Genomic DNA, 20,597 nt, shown 5'->3' with positions numbered 1-20,597 from the left:
AGTTGGACAGGTTCGCTGCCACGGCGGCGACCTCACCCGACCTGCGAGGAGGTCACACGATGCTGCCCTTCAAGCCAAGATCCGTGCTCCGGGCCCTCTCCACCCTGGCCCTGACGGCCGCCCTGACTGCGACGCCCATAGCCGCCAACGCCGACACCGCGACCGCCGCCGACACCGCCACCACCAGCAGCGGTTGGAACAACTACTCCTGCAAGCCCTCCGCCGCCCACCCCCGCCCCGTCGTGCTCGTCCACGGCACCTTCGGCAACTCCGTGGACAACTGGCTCGGCTTCGCGCCCTATCTGGTGAGCCGTGGCTACTGCGTCTACTCCTTCGACTACGGCCAGCTCCCCGGGGTACCGCTCTTCTACGGCCTCGGCCCCATCGCCGACTCAGCCCAGCAGCTCTCCGTATACGTCGACCGCGTCCTGGCCGCCACCGGCGCCGCCAAGACCGACATCGTCGGGCACTCCCAGGGCGGCATGATGCCGCGCTACTACCTCAAGTTCCTCGGCGGCGCCGCCAAGGTGAACGCCCTCGTCGGCCTCGCCCCCGACAACCACGGCACCACCCTCGACGGACTCACCCAACTACTCGCCTACTTCCCCGGCGCGTCCACCACCGTCAACGGCGTCCTCGCACCGGGGCTCAGCGACCAGATCGCCGGATCCGCCTTCCTCCAGAAGCTCAACGCGGGCGGCGACACCGTGTCCGGCGTCCACTACACGGTGATCGCGACCAGGTACGACGAGGTCGTCACGCCGTACACCTCGCAGTTCCTGTCCGGCTCCGACGTGCACAACGTCGTCCTGCAGAACCTCTGCTCGGCCGACCTGTCGGAGCACGTGGCGATCGGCCTCCTCGACCGCATCGCCTTCCACGAAGCCGCCAACGCCCTCGACCCCGCCCACGCCACCCGCACCGACTGCACGTCCGCGCTCAGCTGACACGCGCCGAACGGCGGCGGCCACCCCGCCGCCGGGAGGCGGCGAGCATCAGCACGGACGCGCCGAGCGCGACAGCCGCGGCACCCCCGACCGCGTACGGCGCGGAGCTGCCGGAGCTGCCGGTCTCGGCGAGGCCCAGCGGGGTCGAGGAGGCCTCCGGCGCAGGGGTGTTGGCGACGTCGGCCGTGGTGGGGGAGGCCGAGTGGTGGTGGTGCGTGACGGTGGACTTGCTCGCGCCCGCCGCGATCTGGGCGTCGGAGGGAGTGGACGCGGCGGCGGTCGGGGTGGCCGAAGCCCTGGCTGTAGCCGAGGTGGACGCTGCGGACGAGACGGACGACGACGCGCTGCCCGTCCCGAAGACGACGTCCGAGCAGGAGTAGAAGGCCTCCGGGCTGTCGGAACGCTGCCAGATCGCGTAGATCAGCTGGCGGCCGGACTTCGCCGGTACGTTCGCCGGGAGGACGTAACTGCCGTTCACCACGGTCGGATCGGTCACGGTCGCGAAGGGCGTCGACTCCAGGTCGGACCACTTCAGCGGCTGCGACGGGTCATAGCTGTCGTCGGTGATGTACAGCGCGAAGGTGCCCTTGTGCTGCGCCGTCACCCTGAACGCCAGATTCTGCTGACCGCTGCTCAACTGCGTCGCCGGCCAGTCGGCGCGGGCCAGGTCCAGGCCCTTGAACTCGTCGTTGCCGGCGCTGCACAGCTTGCCGTCCGGGATGAGCTGCTGATGCCGCCCGGCGGCGTCGCCGATCCGTACGCCGTTCCAGTCGTAGAAGGCCTGGGTGCCGCCCGCCGCGACGGCGGCCTTGCAGGCGGCCGAGGTCGGGTTCTCGGGATTCTCCGCGTAGCAGGTGAGTACCCGGCTGACCGGCGTGCCCATGGTGCCGTGGGCGTTCGCGGGGGTGGCGCCCAGTCCGGTCAGGACGAGCGCCGCGATGGCTATGGCAGCGGCTGCGGCGGCTGTGCGGCGTCGTACGGTCCGGGCGGTCATCGTGGGGGCTCCTTCGCGGCGGGACGTGCCGGGCGAGCAGCACGCTAACCCGCGCGGACGGGCGAAACCGCTGCTCGGAGGCCCTGCGACTGATCCTTATGCCGCGTTTAACCCGGCGCTAAGCGTCACCTCAGAAGTCCGGCCACTCCTCGCGGACATGGCAAGGTGTCGGTATGACCGAACCGAGTCAGAGCGACAGCCGCCCCGACGCGCTCCAGCTCATCGACGCCGTCGTCGACCCCGGCACCTGGCACGGCTGGGACGAGCCCGTCACCGCCCTCGGCCTGCCCGAGCCGGACGACGCGAGCTACCGGGCCGACCTCGAGAAGGCCCGCGCCCGCACGGGGCTCGACGAGTCCGTCGTCACCGGCGAAGGGCTCATCCGGGGCCGCCGGGTGGCCGTCGTCGCGGGCGAGTTCCGCTTCCTGGGCGGTTCGATCGGCGTCGCGGCGGGGGAGCGGCTCGTACGGGCCGTCGAGCGGGCCACACGGGAGCGGCTGCCGCTGCTCGCCTCGCCGGCCTCGGGCGGGACCCGTATGCAGGAGGGCACCATCGCCTTCCTGCAGATGGTCAAGGTCGGCGCCGCCATCACCGACCACAAGTCCGCCGGGCTCCCGTACCTGGTCTACCTCCGGCACCCCACCACCGGCGGTGTCCTCGCCTCCTGGGGCTCCCTGGGCCACCTGACCGCCGCCGAGCCGGGCGCGCTGATCGGCTTCCTCGGGCCGCGCGTCCATGAGGCCCTGTACGGCGAGGAGTTCCCGCCCGGCGTCCAGCTCGCCGAGAACCTGCTGGCCAACGGCATCGTCGACGCCGTCCTGCCGGCCGGGCAACTGGCCGAGGTCGCCGCCCGGGCGCTGCACGTGCTGTGCGGCGAGGACACCGCGGCCGCCCCCCAGCCGGACGCGGCCCCCGGCGGCACCGGGCCCGACGTGCCCACGGCCGAGTCGATCCGGCGCTCCCGGCGCCCCGAACGCCCCGGGCTACGGGACCTGTTGGCGGTCGCCGCCACCGAGGTCACCGCGCTCAGCGGCACCGGCGCCGGCGAACGCGACCCGGGGCTCGTCCTGGCCCTCGCCCGCTTCGGACCCACCCCCTGCGTCGTCCTGGGCCACGACCGGCGCAACAGCATCCAGCCCGGCGGCCTGCGCGAGGCCCGGCGCGGCATGCGCATCGCCGCCGAACTGGACCTTCCCCTGCTCACCGTCATCGACACCGCCGGCGCCGCCCTGTCCAAGGAAGCCGAAGAGGGCGGCCTCGCCGGTGAGATCGCCCGCTCCCTCGCCGACCTCGTCACCCTCCCGGCGCCGACCCTCTGCCTCTTGTTGGGCCAGGGCGCCGGCGGCGGAGCCCTCGCCCTCCTCCCCGCCGACCGCGTCCTCGCCGCCCGCCACGCCTGGCTCTCCCCGCTCCCGCCCGAGGGCGCCTCCGCGATCCTCTACCGCACCACCGAGCGCGCCTACGAAGTAGCCGACCGCCAGGGCGTCCGCTCCGCCGACCTCCTCGCCCACCACATCATCGACCGCGTCATCGACGAATCCCCCGACGCCGCCGACACCCCCGGCCCCTTCCTCGCCTCCCTCGCCGAAGCCCTCGGCGCCGAACTCGCCACCCTCCGCACCCAGGACCCCACCGCCCGCATGGCCGCCCGCCGGGCCCGTTACCGCAGCCTGGGCCTGTGAGCCGCCAACAGTGCGGGCAGCTCGCTCATCTTCCGGAAGAGCACGGTCCCCGGCCCGGTCAGCTGCTCGGCGGACGCCACCCCACCGGCGAATCCGAACGTACGCATCCCAGCCGCCCGGGCCGCGTGTACTCCTGACGGGCTGTCCTCGATCACCACGCAGGCCTCCGGGGCGACCCCCATCCGGGCCGCCGCGTACAGGTGCAGGTCAGGGGCGGGCTTGGGCGCGGCCACGTCGTCTGCGCTGAAGAGCCGGCCGGCCAGAAGCGGCAGGAGCCCGGCGCGAGCCAGGGACCGGTGCATCTTCTCGTGGCTGCCGTTGGACGCCACGCAATAGGGCACCGTGAGCTGTTCGATCACCTCACGGATGCCTTGGACGGGCGTGAGTTCCGCCTCCACCAGGGCCCAGTAGGCCTCCTCGAACGGCGCCTGCCAGTTGTCGGGCAGCGGACGGCCCAGCTGCCGCTCGATCTCCTCGCGCATGAACTGCTTGGAAGCGCCCACGAAGCGGCGGGCGATGTCGTCGGGCGTGAGCGGCCAGCCAAGCCGCGTGATCATCGCCGAGTCGACGCGTACCGCGAGGCGCTCGCTGTCCACGAGCACTCCGTCGCAGTCGAAGATGACGAGTCCGACTCCCGTGTTCACCGATAGCCTTTCCGGGTCTTCTCATGCGATGGACGAGGGGTGGAGGTCCGTTGAAGAGTCTGGCGATCGAGGTGGCATTCTCGTCCCCGGAGCTGTCGGACGCGGGGGTGGAAGCGGCCCGGCAGGCCGTGCGCGCACTGCGCGCCGACCTCCAGGAACTGCCCGCTGTGCAGGGGCCGGTCCGGCGGGTTCCGGACGCGGCGGTGCCGGGCCGACAGGGCGGCGAGGTGCTCCAGTTCGCGGTGGCCCTCGTCCCCGTGTACTTCGAGGCGCTGGTGTCGCTGATCCAGTTGCGCCGCGAGTCGCGCACCGCCGGGGCGGAGGCGGTGCCGCTGGAGGCCACGATCCGCGTCACCGGTCCCGACGGCACGCGCGAGGTCGTCCTCAAGGGCGAACCCGACGCCACGGTCCGCACCATCCAGGCTCTTCAGGGCCTCCACCCGCAGGATGGAGGCGGTGGGACCGGCGAGCGGGACGCATCCTGATCTCACCCGGGCGCCTCGCCCTCCAGCGCGGCGATCTCCTCCGCCGTACGCAGTGCGTTCGGGTGCGAGCGGCCGAGAACCTCCCACTGGTCCTCCAGAAGGATCCGCAGCGCGGCCAGAGCGCCCTCCGTATCGCCGTCGGCGGCCTGCCATTTGGCCTCGTTGAAGCGGGTGCGGAGGGTGTCCTGGTGGCTCGGGCCGAGGATCTCCTCCTGGAGCGGGAGGAGTTCGCGGGCGAGTTGCCGGGCTCGGGCGTGATCGCCCGACGCGCCGGTCCAGTCGATGATGTTGTTCACCGTGCGCATCGTGTCGGGATGCGTCGCGCCGAGCGTCCGGGCCCGGCGCTCCTGTACTTCTTCGAGGATGCCGATCGACTCCCCGTAACGCCCGAGAAAGCCGGTCCAGCGGCCGAGGTTGTTCTGCGTGCGCAGGGTGTCCGGATGGTCCGGGCCGAGGACGCGGACGCGGTCGGTGAGCACCCCGGTCAGGATGCGGATGGCTTCGGCGGCGTCGCCGTTGACGCCGGTCCACAGGCCGATGCCATGCCGGGTGCGCAGGGTGTCCGGGTGATCCTCGCCGAGCGCCCGGATCTGGTCGCCGACGAGCTCACGGAAGATCGCCAGGGCCTCTTGCGGGCGACCGGACTCGCCGCTCCAGTAGGCGATGTTGCTGCGGGTGCGCAGGGTCTCCCGGTGCAGTGGGCCGAGCAGCCGGCTCTGTAGCGGCAGCAGCGCGGCGAACTCCGTGACAGCCTCCGCCGGCCTGCCGGACTCACCGGTCCAGCGGGCCAGGCTGTTGCGGGTGGCGAGGGTCTCCGGGTGCTCGTTGCCGAGGTGTTCCCGGCAGGAGGCCAGGACGGCCGCGAGCTCCTCCGTCGCCGTGCGTGGTGCCCCGGCCAGTCCGATCCAGTTGCCCAGCGCGTGCCGGGCCTCCAGGGTCAGTACACCGTACGGGCCCTCGACCCGGCTGATCCGCGGCACCAGCTGACGCAACTGGTCCCGAGCGTCGCTCGCGTGGCCGCTGACGCCGCGTGACAGCGCCGCGTCCAGGGCCACGCGCAGGGCCAGCGAGTCATCGCTTCCCAGCGCTCCTGCCACATCGGGCAGCAGCCGGTCGAAGAGGTCGGACGCGCTGGTGAACATGCCGCACCGGCTGGTCCAGGAGGCCAGCTCCCGCCGGGCGAGCAGGCTGCGCGGATCTGCCGGCCCCAGGCGGTCATTGATCCGCCGGGACCAGCGCACCCAGGTATTCCTGTTGTCGGCGGCCCGCGCCGCCGGGCGGTTGATCAGGGCCTGGATCGCGCCGTCCAGGTCGCCCGCCTCCCACCGGTGGGTGGCCTCCATGACCTCGGCATACCTGCGTATCGGATCGCTGTCACCGCCTGCGCCACGGTTTCGGTCCATGGGGGCGAGAGTAGCCAGTGCCGAGGCGATTGCCGAGTGGGCACGGGGGGCGTCTGGGAGCGGGTAGGCGTTGTCCGTACCGCGTAGATGCTCGATGAGGGTCGGGTGGACCAGGGTGAGTTCTTCCCGGTCCGTGCCGGGGTCCATCCGCTCCACGAGATCGTGCAGGGCGACCGCGGCGGCACGTACGGCCGCGACCGAACCAGGCCCCGCCAGCATGTCCGACGCGGCCCGCACCACCTCCAGCGGAACGGCGACGCCCGGACCGGCGCAGACCAGCACCCCAAGGACCGGGGCGAGCCGCAGGCTCCACGCGGTGGTGCCGGCGTCACCGCCGCAGGCGTCCTCCAGCAGCTCGTTGTACAGGCCGGCCAGTGTCGTGGGCAGGCGCTCGTCGCGGGCGGCCGGCCCGGCAAGACGATTGCCGAGCAGGGTGACGATCAGCCAGTTGCCGTCGGCGATCCGCCCCACGTCGGAAACGTGTTCGGCGGGAATCGCCCGGCGCCGCAGATAGCGTTGGATCTGGTGGTCGGTCACCTTCGGCAGCCGTATGCCGCGGAAGCCGTCCGGCAACTGGGTGGGGAGCGCCCGGCCGTGACGGTGGCGGGCCGACACGAGAAGGCGTACGTGGCTGTACGAGGAGTTGTCGCGCAGTTCGGTGACACAGGCGAGCAGCTCGGAGGCTGCCGGATCCGGAAGTTGGTCCAGTGCGTCGATGACGATCAGTACCTCGGCGTCGGCGCGCAGTCGCCTGAGCGGACCCATCAGCCAGCGCTCCACGGCCGGGAGCCGGTCGGCCTCAGCGGCCGGGAGGCTCTTCAACATGTCCTCCCTGACCCGTCCGAAGAGGCCTCCTGACGAGATGTCGAGCTGATCGGCGACCTCTTCGGCGAAGCGCTCGGGGGTGGTGTCTCCGGCGACCGGGAAGAGCGCCATGGCCTGCGGGGCCTGCCCGGCGCTGCGGGCGTGGCCGGTCCGCCGGGGATCGAGCCGGTCGACCACGGCCATCTGCAAGGTGGCGCTCTTGCCGCAGCCGCTCGGCCCGAGCACGGCCACCGCACGGTGTTTCTCCAGAGCCCGCGAGACCGGATCGTCCCCCTCCGGCTTCTGGTAACGCTCACTGATCCCCTGGAGGCCACGGCTCCTGGTGACCCTGCGGACCATCTGCTCCACCCGGTCGGTGCGGGTCGCGCGGTTCGAGCTGAGCCACAGGCCCGCGTCGTCGCTGTTGTTGCGCGTGAGGTGGTGAGCCGACTGGTCGCGCAGCTCCTTCAGGGCGGAATCGAAATCCGCGGGCCGCAGGTAGTACCCGGCCGAAGGGATGCCGGTCTCGATGCTCTCGCCGACGGCCTGCGTGAACCTTGCGTACCAGGCGGACTCGCGGCCCGTGGCGGTGAACAGGGCCAGCCGGTCCATGTCGTGCGGCATCCACTCGCGCCGTCCCCGCTCCCACATCCTGCCCGACTGGCAGGCGTCGATCGCCAGGATCAGGCCGTCGGTGTCGGGGAACTCGGCGTGCAGAGCCGCGATCCGCTCGCCCAGCGGATAGGCGTGCTCCGGTACGGCGTCGTAGTCGAAGGGATGGTCGGAGGGGATGAGGTGATAGCGGTCCAGGTCGTTGTCCGCGTAGCCGTGGCCGATGAGATAGAGGAAGAGGGTGCTGCCTCCCCACGACGCCGACTCGAAGGCCTGCCGGAGCTTGTCCTCCAGAACGTCCTTCGGCGGATCGTGCAGGACACGTAAGCCCGCGATCGCCGGTATGCAGGCACCCAGCACCGGATCGTAGAGCGCCTCGGCCACAGCCTCGGCGGCATCGCTCATGTACGACTGGTCGTCCGGATACGCGAACCAGCGCGCGCTGACGACCAACCCCATGCGGCCCGACTCGCCCACGCGATCCCCCCGGCACTGATGACCCGCCCTGCCGCGACAGTAACCGTCGAACCCTGCGTTGTCAGTGGTGGCTGGGAAGATCGGAGCATGGTTCAGGACAGCGGGATCACCGACTACTGGGACACGGCGGCGGACACCTTCGACGAGGAGCCGGATCACGGCCTCGGCAGCCCTGAGGTGCGGGCGGCGTGGGCCGCGCGTATGCGGGGATGGCTGCCGGGCGGGCCCTGCGATGTGCTCGACCTCGGGTGCGGGACGGGGAGTCTGGCGTTGCTGGCGGCCGAGCAGGGGCACCGGGTGACGGCCGTCGACAGGTCGGCGCGGATGGTCGAGCGGGCGCGGGCGAAGCTGGCGGGGACGGGGGTGCGGGTGCTGGTGGGGGAGGCGGCAGAACCGCCGGTGGGGGAGGGGCGGTTCGATGTTGTGCTGGTGAGGCATGTGTTGTGGGCGCTGCCCGATCCGGCGAAGGCTCTCCGGCGGTGGGCGGGGCTGCTGCGGCGCGGCGGCCGGATGGTGCTGGTCGAGGGGCGGTGGGGGGAGAGCGAGCCGGTGGGCATCACGGCGGACACCCTCGCCGAGCTGGCCGCGCCGGTCGCGGAGAGCGTACGGATCGAGCAGCTCGCGTACGACAGTGTGCTGTGGGGGCGTGAGGTCAAGGACGAGCGGTACGCGGCCGTGGTGCGGGTGGCGCCGCCGCGCAGGCATGCGGAGGTCGTCGACGTCCATCTGATCCTGCGGCGGGGTGACGAGATCCTGCTCGCCCGGCGGTCCAACACCGGCTATGCGGACGGCCTGTTGAACGCGCCCTCCGGCCATGTCGAGGACGGTGAGGACGTGCGCGCGGCCGTGATCCGCGAGGCGTACGAGGAGGTCGGCGTCGTCCTCGACCCCGAGCGGCTCGCGGTGGCGCTGGTGATGCAGCACAGAGCACCGGGCGGCGATCCCCGCATCGGGTGGTTCTTCGAGGCCCGACTCGAGGAAGGCGAGGAAGGCGACGGCCGGGAGCCGGTCAATCGCGAGCCGGACAAGTGTTCCGAGGTGGGGTGGTTCCCGCTGGAGGCGCTGCCCGACGACATGGTCGCGTACTGCAGGGCCGGGATCGACGCGTACCGGGCGGGGGAGCGGTTCGTGCTGCACCTGCACGAGGCGGGCGACTCGATCGCGTACGACCCGGCCGGATCGGACCGGGCGATACCGCTGGTGGCGGTCAGGGCTCCTGAAAGTGGTCCGGATGGAGGCGGTGGTAGCCGCGCCGGTCGTACCAGCGGGTGATGCCGAAGCCCAGGAGCAGGGCGATCCCCAGTCCCACCGCGAGCATGATCCAGGCACGCCGGAGGCCGGCGTCGGCACGCGCGTCGAAGTAGATGATCGCGCGCACCCCGCCGCCGATCTGGCGCATGGGCTCGAACCAGGCGAGGGTCCGGTAGAACCCGGGTACCGCCTCCAGCGGGATCGTCGCGCCGGCCGAGGGGATGGCCAGCGCGACGAAGAAGAGCATGCTGACGAGCTGCCCCAGGCCACCGAAGGCGGCGATGATGGCCTGGGCGCCCATGCCCACGATCGCGCTGGCGCAGATCGCGAAGACCCACAGCAGGAACAGGTGCGGCATGTCCAGCCGGATGATCACGGCGGTGGCCAGCACGATGACACTGGAGGTGACCACCGACAGGGCGGCCGACATCACCATCTTGATCACCAGTGTCTGGGTCCGGCTGATCAGCAGGGGCGACCGCATGCGCCTCTTGGGCCCGAGCTCGCTGGGAGCGTAGCCGAGTGCGGAGTCCACGCCGTTGCTGACGATGTTCGCGCCCAGGAAGCCCGACAGCACCACCAGCAGGGTGAGGTAGAAGGCGGAGAGCCCCAGGCCGGTACGGACCGCGATGGGATGCCCCAAGGCGGTGGTGAAGGTGATCGGGTCGCTGAGCAGCATGAGCTGGGCGGCATTGGGCTGCGTCCCCGCGCTGCGCATCTGCTGGGACAGGTCGGAGCCGATGCGCTGCGACGCGGTGTGCAGGGCCTGCTGCTCGACCGTGCCGGCCAGGGAGGAGGCGAGACTGCCGGCGCCGGGATTCGTCAGCAACGTCACCTGCGGTCGGCTCGCGCCGGCGGATGGATTCGTGGCGGTGATGCTCTGCAGCGAGGAGGTGAAGTCCGCGGGGACCTCGATGGCACCGTAAATGCGGTCGGAAGCGAACGCGTCCCGCGCCGCGCCCGGACTCATGATCTTCCATGAGACGCGCTGGGCGGAATCCGGCGCCGTGGCGATGCCCTGGACGAACTGTTCGCCCAGGCTTCCGGTGTCGCGGTTGACCAGGGCGATCGGCAGATGGTGCATCGAGCCCTTGGGGTCGGCGATCCCGCCGGTGTAGACGAGAGCGAGGAAGAAGGAGACCAGCGTCACGAGTGCTGCCGGAAAGGCCCACACAGGCCATTTGCCCAGGATCTGTCGCGCCGTGATCCTCGGCTGCCCTTCCCGGGGCTGCTGCTGCGAAGACACAGGTACATCCCCGATCTGCCGTGGCGTCCATCCCAGGGTGCATCGGCCGGGCCCGAGCCGCATCGCGGCGTGGGCCACCGTCAGCAGCCGGTGTCCGCGGCTCGTGTGACGCACAATGGCTGCGACAAAGGCCCGCCTGCCAGGAGTACCGCCGTGACCCTGACCCTCCAGATCACCATCGACCCGGCCTCTGCCACCCCGCCGTTCGAGCAGCTACGGTCCCAGGTCGCCGAACAGGCGCGTTCCGGCGCGCTCCCGGTCGGCCACAAGCTGCCGACGGTACGCGGGCTCGCGGAGGAACTGGGGCTGGCGGCGAACACGGTCGCCAAGGCGTACCGCGCCCTGGAGACCGACGGCGTCATCGAAACGCGCGGCCGCCACGGCACCTTCATCGCCGCCGCGGGTGACGCCGCCGCCCGCGAGGCCGCCGCCGCGGCCTCGGCCTACGCCCAGCGTGTGCGGCGGCTCGGCCTGGACCACGACGCGGCGCGCTCAGCGGTCGAGGACGCGCTGCGCGCCGCGTACAGCGGCTAGGGCCTGTCTTGTGGATCTCCGTGGGAGAAGGAGCGGGGTCTGGCGCCTGTGATCGCAAGGCGGAGGAAGGAAGCGACGCGGAGCGTCGTTGACTGACGACAACGCCGCGAGCGCTGGTGCCAGGGCACGCGACGCCGCGGAGATCCACAAGACAGGCCCTAGGTCTACCGCTACAGCCACCCGGGCTGGTCCGCGCCCAACGGGCCCGGCGGACGGGACCAGTTGGAGGGACCACCGGCGAAGGCGACCGGCGGGAGGGCGTGCCGGAGCAGCCCGACCGGGGTGGGGGTGTCGGTGAGCCAGGGGCTCGGGTCGAAGGCGGCCGGCGGCGGCGCCGGTACCGGAAAGCCGGAGGTCAGCCAGGAGGCGGTCGTGGCCAGGACAAGACGGACGCGGCGCGCCGAGCCGTCGGTCAGCTGGTCGGTGAGCGCCCGCAGGACCGCCGCCGCGAGCAGGTAGCCCGTGCCGTGGTCGAGGGCCTGGGCCGGCAGGGCCCCGGGCCGGCCGTCCGGGCCCGGAGCCTCGGTGAGGGCGAGGCCGGCCGCGGCCTGGACGAGGCTGTCGAAGCCGCGCCGCCCGGACCACGGCCCCTCGAAGCCCCAGGCGGACAGCTGAGCCACGATCAGCCCCGGCCGCCGCTCGCACAGTGCCTCCGCCGACAGCCCGAGACGGTCCAGCGCACCGGGCCGGTACCCGGTGACCACGACATCGGCCGCCGCCAGCAGCTCCTCGAAGGCCGCACTCCGTACGTCCAGGGACACCGAACGCTTCCCGAAACCGGTGTCCGCGTGCGCGTCCGGAGCCTCCGGAAGCCCGGGCGGATCGACCCGCAGGACATCCGCGCCCAGCAGCGCGAGCGTGCGCGTCGCGACCGGCCCCGCGATGACCCGGGTGAGGTCGAGCACCCGCACCCCGGCGGCGGGAAGCAGCGGGCCGCCCGGCAGCAGCCTGGCCAGGGCGCGGGGGCCCGTCGCGTCCAGGAGGTCCGTACGCACCAGGGGCTGGGCGGCGGCCGCCCGACCCTGCGGATGCGCGGCCCACTCCTCCCGCGTACGCACCGCGACGGCCAGCCCGCCGCCCGCGTACACCGTCCGCTCCGCCGCCTCCGCCGGCAGGGAGGCCAGTGCCTTCGCCACCCCCGCCTCGTCGGAGGCTCCCAGCGCGCTGAGCAACCGGGCGCGGTGATGGGGGTAGTTCGCATGCGTACGCACCCACCTCCCGTCGGCCGAAGGCCAGAACCGGGACAGCGGCGCGAAGGTGTCCCCGGGCCGGCCGTCGATCCGCAGATGGCGCTCGCTCACGAATGCCGTGGCCACCGCGCCCTCGTCGACCCGGACCGGGGGCACCGGCACCGCCCCGCCCGCCCGGCGTGCCGCCAGCTCGGCGGCCGCGAGCGAACAGGCGGCCACCGTCGCCCGGGCGACCGGCATCACCGGCAACCGGGACGGCAACAGCCCGGCGGGGCCGCCGTACGACACCTGCTCCAACAGCCCCGGCGCACCGCCGAGGGCGGTCCATGCCTGCCGGGTCACCTCATCAATTTCCTGCGCCATGCACGCGATTAGACCAGTCCCGCCAGCCGGTACAGCACCAGGGAGCCCGCGACCGCCACGTTCAGGCTCGCGCCCGTCCCCACCATCGGGATCTCGACTGCGACGTCGAGCAGGTCCAGCGCCTCCGGCGGAATGCCGTGCTGCTCATGGCCGAGCACCACGACCGTCGGCCGCCGCGCGGCCGGCAGATCGGCCAGTCGGACCGCCTCGTCGGCTAGTTCGACGCCCACGATGTGTGCCCCGCGCTCGCGCTGCTGCCGCAGCCAGCCCAGCGGATCCCCGGTGCGGTGGACGCACGCCGGCCGGCGCAGCGTGTTGCCCCGTGCCAGTGCCTCGTCGACCCACGGGAACGGCGGCACCACCATGCAAGCGCCGACCGCGTCGCACGTACGCAGCAGGGTGCCCAGATTCGCGCCGTGCAGCGGCCACAGCGGGGCGGCGTACAGGTGGTCCCAGCAGCTGTGGGCGCGCGGTCGGCGGCTGCGCCGGAGCTCGGCCCGAGTACGGGGCCGAATCGCCGCCATCAGAGATACAGGCCGTCCGAGGAGACGGCCGTGGTCGGGGAGGGGATGGCGGGGATGGCGGCGGGGGAGGAGCCGCGGCGGAGGGCGTAGAGCTCGGCGAGGGTGGCGCCTTCGCGGCCGATGCCTTCGGGGGTGCCGAGCCAGTTGACCGCTTCGGTACGGGTGAGGGGGCCGACCTCTATCCGGGCGAGGCAGCGGCCGGGGCGGACGACCGCGGGGTGCAGGCGCTCCAGGTCCTCGTTGGTGGTGATGCCGACCAGGACGTTGCGGCCCTGGCCGAGCAGGCCGTCCGTGAGGTTGAGGAGCCGGGACAGGGCCTGGCCGGTCTGGTGCTTGGCCTGACCGCGGATGAGCTCGTCGCAGTCCTCGAGGAGCAGCAGCCGCCAGCGGCCGCCCGCCGTGCCGTCGTCCTCACCGATGGCGATGTCCATCAGATAGCCGACGTCGTTGAAGAGCCGCTCCGGGTCCAGGACGCAGTCCACCTGGCACCAGTCCCGCCACGACCGCGCCAGCGTCCGCAGAGCGGAGGTCTTGCCGGTGCCCGGCGGGCCGTGCAGAAGCAGCAGCCGCCCGGAGATGTCGTCGGCGGTGAGCTTCATCAGCCCGTCCATCGCGTCGGCGACCGGCGCGGTGTAGTTGCCCCGGACCTCGGGCCAGGTCTTGGCGCTGATCTGCCGGGTCGTACGGTGCGGGCCGCGCCTCGGCGACACGTACCAGAAGCCCATCGTCACGTTCTCCGGCTGCGGCTCCGGCTCGTCCTCCGCACCGTCCACACATGACGCGAGCACCTCGTCGGCCAGCTCCCCGCTGACCGCCGCCACCGTCACATCGGCGCCCCGGCTCCACCGGGAGACCAGCACCGTCCAGCCCTGCCCCTCGGCGAGGGTGGCGCTGCGGTCCTTGTCGCGCGCCGAGCGCAGCACGGCCGCCTCCGGCGGGAGCAGGGTCGCCCCCGCCTTGACGCTGTCGAGCGAGGCGCCGCGCGAGTACGGCTGCTCGCCGGACGCGAAACGGCCCAGGAACAGGGCATCCACGACATCGGACGGCGAATCGCTGTCGTCCATGTTGAGCCGGATGGACAGGGCACGGTGGGGAGTCGTCGGGTGTGCTTGCGGCACAGGCCTCCTCGAGTCGGACATGGCGTTCATGATCCGGCACAAGAGCCCCATCCGCACAGTGTTTTTCCGACTCGGACAAGTGGCCCCTTCCGGGCATCTTCGCGGCTACAGTTCTGGGTAATGGGGCGTCATGCGAGCACACGTATGAGGTTGACGGGGAACGGTCGGCCAGGGCGCCGCGGGGTCACCGCCCTGCTGGGCATCGGCGTGGTCGGCGTCGTGGCGCTGGCGCTCCTGCTGTCGATGTGCGGAGGCGGCGACCGTACGAAGAGTGGCACCGGCGCGCACGCCCCCGCCGGGAAGCGGACCGCCGAACTCGGCTTCGGGCTCACCCACACGGAGTTCAGCGCCGACCATGGCGTGACGTACGCGAAGAAGGCCGCGGGCGAACTGCTCTCTCAGAGCCCCCTCCCGCAGGACCAGGCCATCATGGGCTGGGGCGCCGGCAACCCCGAGCCCTCGCCCGGGACGTACGACTTCGCCGAACTCGACGACCGCATCGACCTCATCCGCAGCACCGGCGGCACCCCCGTCATCACCCTCTGCTGCGCCCCCGACTGGATGAAGGGCGGCCAGGCCGGACAGACCGACTGGTCCACCCTCGAGGCCGCCCCCACCCCCGACCACTTCGACGACTTCGCCGCGCTCGCGGCGAAGGTCGCCGAGCGCTACCCCGACGTACGGCACTTCATGGTCTGGAACGAGTTCAAGGGCTTCTGGAACGACGGGCTCAAGCGCTGGGACTACGAGGGCTACACCAGGCTCTACAACCTCGTCTACCAGGCGATCAAGAAGGTCAACCCGGACGACATGGTCGGCGGGCCGTACGTCGTCATGGACAGCTTCCCCCCGGGCGACGGGGGCAACGGCGATGCGTCCACCTCGGTGAAGGGGGACTGGGGAGCCGCCGACCAGCGCTCCCTCGACGTCGTCGACTACTGGCTCAAGCACAAGGCCGGCGCGGACTTCCTCGTCCTCGACGGCTCCAGCATGAACCACGACGACAGCCTCGTACCGGACGAGTTCGCGGCCACCGAGAAACTCGCCGCCCTCAACCGCTGGGCCGCAGCGCGCACCTCGCTCCCCATCTGGTGGGCCGAGTGGTACGTCGAGCCCCCCGCCTCCGGCTGGACCGAGCCCCACCGCACCGCCGTGCAGGCCTCCGCCATGATGCAGCTCGCCGTGTCCGGCGCCGCCGCGGCCTTCTACTGGAACCCCCAAGAGCGCGGCACCTCCTGCCCCGGCTGCCTCTGGACCAGCACGGAGCTCTCCGCCAACGGCGGCGACCAACTCCCCATGCTGGACCTGCTCCGCCGCTTCGCCGCGGCCTTTCCCCCTGGGACCGATTTCCGTACGGTCGCCATCGCCGCCGACGACAAACCCAACGTCCGCGTCCTCGCCTCTGCGAAGGCCGTCCTCGTCGTCAACGTCCTCGGCCGCCCCATCCAGGCGAAGGTCGACGGTCAGTCCTTCGACCTGCCCGGCTACGGCATCCGCTGGCTGCAACGGTGATGCGGCGCGGGGGGTTTGTCCTTCCCCACCCCGCCCCTTCCCGAAACCAGGGGGCAAGCCCCCTGGACCCCGAACGCCCTTCTGGGGGTGCCCCCTCTGGGGGAGTGTCCTCAAACGCCGGACGGGCTGAATCTGGCACAACCCGGCCACCCACCCGCACCCGACAACGCACGTCCGGGGTCCAGGGGCAGCGCCCCCGGCACGGCGGACGGAGTCCGGCGCAGCCGTCCCGAAGCCTGTGAGGCCCCCTGGGGCCGAGCAGTGCGAGGGCGGCGTCCAAAAATCGGGCAGGGGCGGGGTGGGGGAAGACAAGCCCGCTCAACTCAGGGTCAGGAAGCGGTCGACCAGCGCCACCAGGAACAGCACCAGCAGCGGTGCCGCCGCCAGCAGGGAGAGCCGCATGCCACGCCGCCGCCGCTCCAGCGGAAGGGTGACGCGGGCGAGTTCGCGCGCGCCCAGAAGGAGGAGCAGGGCGAGCCCGGCCACGGCGCCCACCACCGTCCAGGCGGTCCAGGTGATGACGGGGAAGACACGCTCGGGCTGCGGAACGCGGACGGGCCAGTCACTGGGCTGCTTGCGCAGTTCGTAGATCGCGGCGTCGTCGTTGACGAGGACGCGCCGCAGATCAGAGCGGGCGTCGAGGGAGCCGAGGAGCTTGCCGGGCCAGTTCGCCGGGAAGCCGGCGTCGAGTTGGAGGTAGGTGGTCTGGCCGCGGGAGACGACCAGGTACGACTGGGGCCCGGCATCCTGCAGAGCCCGGACGAGTGACTGCACCCGCACCGGATCGGTGGGCGCCAGCACCGGAACGTAGGTCACCTTCTCCATGTCCCGGGCGTTCCAGGGCAGGCTGGGGGTGACGTCGTTGACGGGGTCGGTGCTGAGCCAGAGGACGCGGCCGGAGGGGGCGTCGTGGGCGTAGACGTAGTCCATGGCGGCGACTTCGCCCGTACGGACGCGCTCGAAGGGCTCGTTGCCCCAGCGGGCGACGAGGAAGCCGACCATGAGGACGCAGCCGGCGACGAGGGCGGCGAGGGGGCCGAGCCATGGGCGGGCGGAGGTCGTGCGGGGGAAGAAGGCGAGGGCGGCGAGCGCGCAGGCGCCGGGGAGGGCGAAGAGGAAGACGCGGAGGGCCATTTCGCCGCCGTACGACTGCATGCCGAAGCCGCAGAAGGGCACGAGGAGCAGCACAACCAGAGCGCGGTCGTCGGTGCCGGGGACGCGGCGGCGGCGGAGCCAGCCGAGGGCGGCGAGGGTGAGGACGCCGGCGGCGAGGAGCACCCGTGCGTAGAGCACCAGTTTGTGGACGCTGCTGCCGCCCTGGATACGGCCGGAGACGCTGGAGGAGACGTTGCCGCCGAGGGAGCCGAGGCCGCCGAAGAGCTCGTTGAAGTGCCCGGACCAGTAGGGCTCGGCGAGGAAGCCGATCCAGCCGACGAGCAGGACGCCGCACAGCAGTGGGAGGCCGCGCAGCGTGCAGCGCCGCACCAGCACCAGCACAGTGAGGGCGCCCAGCATCATGAACGGGGTGAGTTGGTGGCTGACCACCGACGCCGCGAACAGCCCGAACAGCAGGGCCAGCAGGACCGCCCGGTCGGCGCGCCCGATGGCCGAGGCGGCGGACGGCGAGCGGAAGAAGACCAGCAGGACGGCCACGAACATCAGGTAGATCAGGTAGTTGAGGGACTGCGGTGAGAAGTAGTCCTGCCCGACCCAGCCGCACAGCGCGAAGAGCCAGGCCGCGCACCACTTGGCCCGCCAGTCGGCCCGCACCGTCCGCAGCACAAGCATCAGCGGCGCGAGATAGAGCAGTTGCATGACCAGCGGCCACCACCGGAGGACCTCGGTGAGGTCGGTGACGCCGCAGGCGCGTGCCACGAAGGCGACGGCGGCGAAGAATCCGGGCCAGGAGAAGCGGGCGTCCATGTCGGGGGCGGCGATGCCGGTGCGGCCGATGTAGTCGATGAACCCGGCGTGCTGCCAGGCGGTCGCGAAGCGCGGCTGCGCCTCCAGCACGGCGGGCAGGCTGTGCAGCGACACCACCGTCGCCAGCAGGACGGCCAGCAGCAGCCACGGTCTGGCCGTACGCAGCCTCAGCGCCGCCGCGAAGGCCACGACCAGCAGCAGGGCACCGGCCAACGTGGCCTTCGGGAGTACGGAGATGAGCCCGAGGCCGTCCATGGCGTCGAGCTGGGCGTCGCCCATGCCGTGCAGCGGCAGCCAGTAGAGGGCGAGGGCGCAGGCCAGCAGGCCCCACACGGCGAGCGGCGCCCAGGGCGGCCGCAGGCTGATCGGGGTCCGGGGAGACGTCTGCTCCGCTGTCGGAGCCACAGGAGGGCGCCGCTCGGGGTGATCGAAGTCGAGCCGTACGCCCAGGTGCAGGGTGTCCTGGTCCAGGGCGGCAGCGCGCTTGGCCCACCGGGTGCCGTACACGACCTCCAGGTCGTCGCCGGCCGAGGGGACATCCACCGGAGCTTCCGGGGCCGCCGGGGCCGATGGCGCCGTCGGGGCCGCCATCACCCGCCGCAGTCCGACCAGCGAGATCAGCGCGATCACCACCAGGCTGGCCAGTTCCGCCCAGCCCGCGCCGACGATGCCCAGCGGCGACAGCAGGGCAAGGGTCAGTCCGAGCACCAGCAGGCACAACACGCCCTGCAGCACGGCCAGCAACGCCGTCCGGCTCTGGGCGCGCAGCACCCCGAAGAAGACCTCGATCAGCACCCGGCTGAGCGAGCACAGCGCGAGCAGCCGCAGCAGCGGCGCGCCCTCGTCCGCGTAACCCTGCCCGAACACCCCCAGGATCCGGGGCGCGAAGACCAGCAGGAAAACCACGATCGGCACCATGATCCGGGCCATCCGGCGCAGCGCGGCCCGGCAGTTCTCGGCGATTCGGGAGGGGTCGTGGGAGCCCTCGACCGTCAGTGACGAGCCCATGTTGATGGCGAGCAGGTCGATGGTCCCGCCGATCGTCATCGTGACGTAGAAGTACGCGTTGTCCGCGGAGCTGATCTGCGAGGCGACCAGCACCGGCACCAGGTAGACCACCGCGAGCGCGAAGAGCGAGCCGGTCGAGTCGCCCGCGACGAACCGCCCCATCTCCCGTACGGTCGGCGGCTCTCCCTGGCCCGCCGTGGCCGCGACATGCCGGGGCACGAGCCGCCGGAAGACCAGCCAGCCCAGCGGCAGCACCGACAGCCCGATCGCCGCCACCCACGACACGAACACCCCGGCCGTCGGCACCGCCGCCGCGATCACCACCAGCAACGCCAGCTTGCCGGCCGAGAAGACGGTGTTCCCGACCGGCACCCACAGCGCGCTGCGCAGCCCGGTCAGTACTCCGTCCTGGAGCGTGAGCAGCGACCAGCCGACCACCGCCGCGATGAAGCCGAGGCCATGGGCGGTCCCGTGCAGAAAGCGGTACGACGGCCCCCAGCTGTCCAGCGTCAGCAGGAAGACCGCCGCTGAGAAGGCCACGATCGCCGAACTCCCCGCATACGTCTGGAAGATCAGCCGTCCGGCCCGCCGCCCGGACACCGGGACGAAGCGGGTCAGTGCCCCGGTGAGGGTCACCGCCATCAGCCCGGCCAGGAACTTCATCGCGGCGATCGCCGCCGAGCCCTGACCGACCGCGTCCTCGGTGTAGTAGCGGGCCGCGATCAGCCAGTAGCCCAGGCCCAGGACCGCGGAGACGCCCGTGTTCAGCATCAGGGCGTAGGCGTTGCGGAACAGGTGGTTGGCGGACCCCTCTGCCCCGGGGGTGACGGCGGGTGCCGTCTGCGCCTTCCGGGTCGTCGTGTCAGCCACGGGTCCCGGGTACCTTCCGCATGCACTGGTGCGCTCTGCGGACCATGGCGTAGCCCTTGGTCATCGCCCGGTCCTTCGCAAAATTCCGGCCGACCCCCCGGCCCTCCACCAGCCGCTCGAACTCCTCGATCCCCGTACTCCGCCGCACCGTCACCCTCTCCAGCGCGTACGGTCCCTGGCGCCGCGCCGCCAGCGCGTTCCCCACGGCCAGCGACACGCCGAACCCGGCCGCCCGCACGGTGCGGCGCACCCGGCGGCTGGAATAGCCGTACGGATACGCGAACGACACCGGCGGCGCCCCGCCGTCCAGCTCCTCGCGCAGGATCTCCTTGCACCGCAGCACCTCGAACCACAGCCTCTCGTCACTGAGCTGGTCCATCTGCGGATGGGTGTGGCTGTGCCCGCCGATCTCCACCCCCGCCGCGGCGAGTTCGCGCACCTGGTCCCAGTCGAGCATCCGGTCCAGCGCCGCCCCCGGCACTTCGTGCGCTCCGCGCAGCCAGCCGGTCGCGAGGAAGGCGGTCGCGGCGAAGCCGTGTTCCTTCAGCACGGGGAGGGCGTGCTGGTGCAGGTCCTCGTACCCGTCGTCGAAGGTGATCACCACGGGGCGGGGCGGCAGGGGGCGGCCCTCCCGCCAGGCGGCCGCGAGCGCCGCCGTGGTCAGGGGCGAGAAGTCGTGGTCGGCGAGCAGTCGCATCTGCTCCGCGTACGCCGCCGGGCTGACCGACAGCCCGTACGTCGAGGGTGGAGGTGCGTCGGCGACGGCGTGGTACATCAGGATCGGCACGGCTTCGCTGCGCCGGCTCATCCGGTCACCCTCCTTGCCCGTGGCGGTCCGTCGGGAGCGGCTCCGTGGCCGGGGGTTGTCCTCTCCCCCAGACCTTCGTCTGGGAGGTGCCCCCAGCACCCCGCCCCTCCCCGTAACGCGGGGGGGGGGGGCCCCGCGCCCCACAAACCCCCCCGGGGGGGGTGTGGAAGAAGAAAGGAGGGGGGAGGGCAGGCCCACCACC

15 protein-coding genes are annotated in these 20,597 nt (G+C 72.1%); 6 read left to right on the top strand and 9 right to left on the bottom strand.

Annotated features, from left to right (window positions below):
• The first annotated feature begins 59 nt into the window (after window positions 1-59).
• Window positions 60-947, top strand: a complete 888-nt coding sequence (locus ACFXJ5_RS24850; RefSeq protein WP_384635000.1) for an esterase/lipase family protein — start codon at window positions 60-62, stop codon at window positions 945-947.
• Here ACFXJ5_RS24850 and ACFXJ5_RS24845 read toward each other — a convergent pair.
• Complete coding sequence (locus ACFXJ5_RS24845) at window positions 940-1,941, bottom strand: lytic polysaccharide monooxygenase (protein ID WP_384634997.1); 1,002 nt, start codon at window positions 1,939-1,941, stop codon at window positions 940-942. The genes ACFXJ5_RS24850 and ACFXJ5_RS24845 overlap by 8 nt on opposite strands.
• 173 nt (window positions 1,942-2,114) lie before the next feature.
• Here ACFXJ5_RS24845 and ACFXJ5_RS24840 point away from each other — a divergent pair, with 173 nt between their 5' ends.
• A complete protein-coding gene (locus tag ACFXJ5_RS24840) occupies window positions 2,115-3,623 on the top strand; it encodes a carboxyl transferase domain-containing protein (protein WP_384634994.1) in 1,509 nt (502 codons plus the stop codon).
• Here the strand turns inward: ACFXJ5_RS24840 and ACFXJ5_RS24835 are convergent.
• On the bottom strand, window positions 3,602-4,267 hold the full coding sequence (locus tag ACFXJ5_RS24835) for an HAD family hydrolase (RefSeq protein ID WP_384634991.1): 666 nt from the start codon (window positions 4,265-4,267) through the stop codon (window positions 3,602-3,604). The genes ACFXJ5_RS24840 and ACFXJ5_RS24835 overlap by 22 nt on opposite strands.
• A 50-nt stretch (window positions 4,268-4,317) precedes the next feature.
• Between ACFXJ5_RS24835 and ACFXJ5_RS24830 the strand changes: the two genes are divergently transcribed.
• Window positions 4,318-4,752 (top strand): effector-associated constant component EACC1, encoded by a 435-nt coding sequence (locus ACFXJ5_RS24830; protein WP_384634988.1) that lies wholly within the window; start codon window positions 4,318-4,320, stop codon window positions 4,750-4,752.
• Between the two features lie 2 nt (window positions 4,753-4,754).
• Here the strand turns inward: ACFXJ5_RS24830 and ACFXJ5_RS24825 are convergent, their stop codons facing one another.
• Window positions 4,755-8,048, bottom strand: coding sequence for a tetratricopeptide repeat protein (locus tag ACFXJ5_RS24825; RefSeq protein ID WP_384634986.1), 3,294 nt, complete (start codon window positions 8,046-8,048; stop codon window positions 4,755-4,757).
• Window positions 8,049-8,135: 87 nt separating this feature from the next.
• On the opposite strand from ACFXJ5_RS24825, the gene ACFXJ5_RS24820 reads away from it, so the two are divergent.
• Entirely contained in the window at window positions 8,136-9,320 is a 1,185-nt protein-coding gene (locus ACFXJ5_RS24820; protein ID WP_384634983.1) for a methyltransferase domain-containing protein, read from the top strand.
• On the opposite strand, the gene ACFXJ5_RS24815 is transcribed toward ACFXJ5_RS24820, so the two are convergent.
• Entirely contained in the window at window positions 9,256-10,449 is a 1,194-nt protein-coding gene (locus ACFXJ5_RS24815; protein WP_384634980.1) for a DUF3533 domain-containing protein, read from the bottom strand. The two genes, ACFXJ5_RS24820 and ACFXJ5_RS24815, sit on opposite strands and share 65 nt — an antisense overlap.
• 255 nt (window positions 10,450-10,704) lie before the next feature.
• On the opposite strand from ACFXJ5_RS24815, the gene ACFXJ5_RS24810 reads away from it, so the two are divergent.
• On the top strand, window positions 10,705-11,079 hold the full coding sequence (locus tag ACFXJ5_RS24810; protein WP_384635234.1) for a GntR family transcriptional regulator: 375 nt from the start codon (window positions 10,705-10,707) through the stop codon (window positions 11,077-11,079).
• Window positions 11,080-11,249: 170 nt separating this feature from the next.
• On the opposite strand, the gene ACFXJ5_RS24805 is transcribed toward ACFXJ5_RS24810, so the two are convergent.
• The 3 genes from ACFXJ5_RS24805 to ACFXJ5_RS24795 are packed head-to-tail and all read right to left on the bottom strand — an operon-like array spanning window position 11,250 to window position 14,304.
• Window positions 11,250-12,632, bottom strand: a complete 1,383-nt coding sequence (locus ACFXJ5_RS24805) for a CoA transferase (protein WP_384634977.1) — start codon at window positions 12,630-12,632, stop codon at window positions 11,250-11,252.
• An 8-nt stretch (window positions 12,633-12,640) separates the two neighbouring features.
• The gene (locus ACFXJ5_RS24800) at window positions 12,641-13,156 is read right to left on the bottom strand and encodes a TrmH family RNA methyltransferase (protein ID WP_384634974.1); all 516 of its coding nucleotides are present in this window, start codon (window positions 13,154-13,156) and stop codon (window positions 12,641-12,643) included.
• Window positions 13,156-14,304, bottom strand: coding sequence for a DUF5925 domain-containing protein (locus ACFXJ5_RS24795; RefSeq protein WP_384635231.1), 1,149 nt, complete (start codon window positions 14,302-14,304; stop codon window positions 13,156-13,158). The genes ACFXJ5_RS24800 and ACFXJ5_RS24795 overlap by 1 nt, the downstream gene beginning before the upstream one ends.
• Before the next feature lie 90 nt (window positions 14,305-14,394).
• Here ACFXJ5_RS24795 and ACFXJ5_RS24790 point away from each other — a divergent pair, with 90 nt between their 5' ends.
• Window positions 14,395-15,786: a GH39 family glycosyl hydrolase gene (locus ACFXJ5_RS24790; protein WP_384634971.1), complete on the top strand. Its 1,392-nt coding sequence runs from the start codon at window positions 14,395-14,397 to the stop codon at window positions 15,784-15,786.
• Between the two features lie 318 nt (window positions 15,787-16,104).
• On the opposite strand, the gene ACFXJ5_RS24785 is transcribed toward ACFXJ5_RS24790, so the two are convergent.
• Together ACFXJ5_RS24785 and ACFXJ5_RS24780 are read right to left on the bottom strand one after the other, a co-directional pair.
• Window positions 16,105-19,587: a lipopolysaccharide biosynthesis protein gene (locus ACFXJ5_RS24785; RefSeq protein WP_384634969.1), complete on the bottom strand. Its 3,483-nt coding sequence runs from the start codon at window positions 19,585-19,587 to the stop codon at window positions 16,105-16,107.
• Window positions 19,580-20,395, bottom strand: coding sequence for a polysaccharide deacetylase family protein (locus tag ACFXJ5_RS24780; protein ID WP_384634966.1), 816 nt, complete (start codon window positions 20,393-20,395; stop codon window positions 19,580-19,582). The genes ACFXJ5_RS24785 and ACFXJ5_RS24780 overlap by 8 nt, the downstream gene beginning before the upstream one ends.
• Window positions 20,396-20,597: the final 202 nt, after the last annotated feature.

Origin of the sequence: Streptomyces sp. NPDC059373 (assembly GCF_042751495.1) — a bacterium.
Taxonomy (GTDB): domain Bacteria; phylum Actinomycetota; class Actinomycetes; order Streptomycetales; family Streptomycetaceae; genus Actinacidiphila.
The sequence above is the reverse complement of the archived record's forward strand: the minus strand, read 5'-3'. Positions and strand labels throughout refer to the sequence as shown.

Bases quoted from the DNA above. Each gene is read 5' to 3' on its own strand.
- ACFXJ5_RS24845 (WP_384634997.1), bottom strand. From the start codon at position 1,941: ATGACCGCCCGGACCGTACGACGCCGCACAGCCGCCGCAGCCGCTGCC.
- ACFXJ5_RS24780 (WP_384634966.1), bottom strand. From the start codon at position 20,395: ATGAGCCGGCGCAGCGAAGCCGTGCCGATCCTGATGTACCACGCCGTC.
- ACFXJ5_RS24795 (WP_384635231.1), bottom strand. From the start codon at position 14,304: ATGAACGCCATGTCCGACTCGAGGAGGCCTGTGCCGCAAGCACACCCG.
- ACFXJ5_RS24805 (WP_384634977.1), bottom strand. From the start codon at position 12,632: ATGGCGCAGGAAATTGATGAGGTGACCCGGCAGGCATGGACCGCCCTC.
- ACFXJ5_RS24790 (WP_384634971.1), top strand. From the start codon at position 14,395: ATGGGGCGTCATGCGAGCACACGTATGAGGTTGACGGGGAACGGTCGG.
- ACFXJ5_RS24850 (WP_384635000.1), top strand. From the start codon at position 60: ATGCTGCCCTTCAAGCCAAGATCCGTGCTCCGGGCCCTCTCCACCCTG.
- ACFXJ5_RS24840 (WP_384634994.1), top strand. From the start codon at position 2,115: ATGACCGAACCGAGTCAGAGCGACAGCCGCCCCGACGCGCTCCAGCTC.
- ACFXJ5_RS24820 (WP_384634983.1), top strand. From the start codon at position 8,136: ATGGTTCAGGACAGCGGGATCACCGACTACTGGGACACGGCGGCGGAC.
- ACFXJ5_RS24800 (WP_384634974.1), bottom strand. From the start codon at position 13,156: ATGGCGGCGATTCGGCCCCGTACTCGGGCCGAGCTCCGGCGCAGCCGC.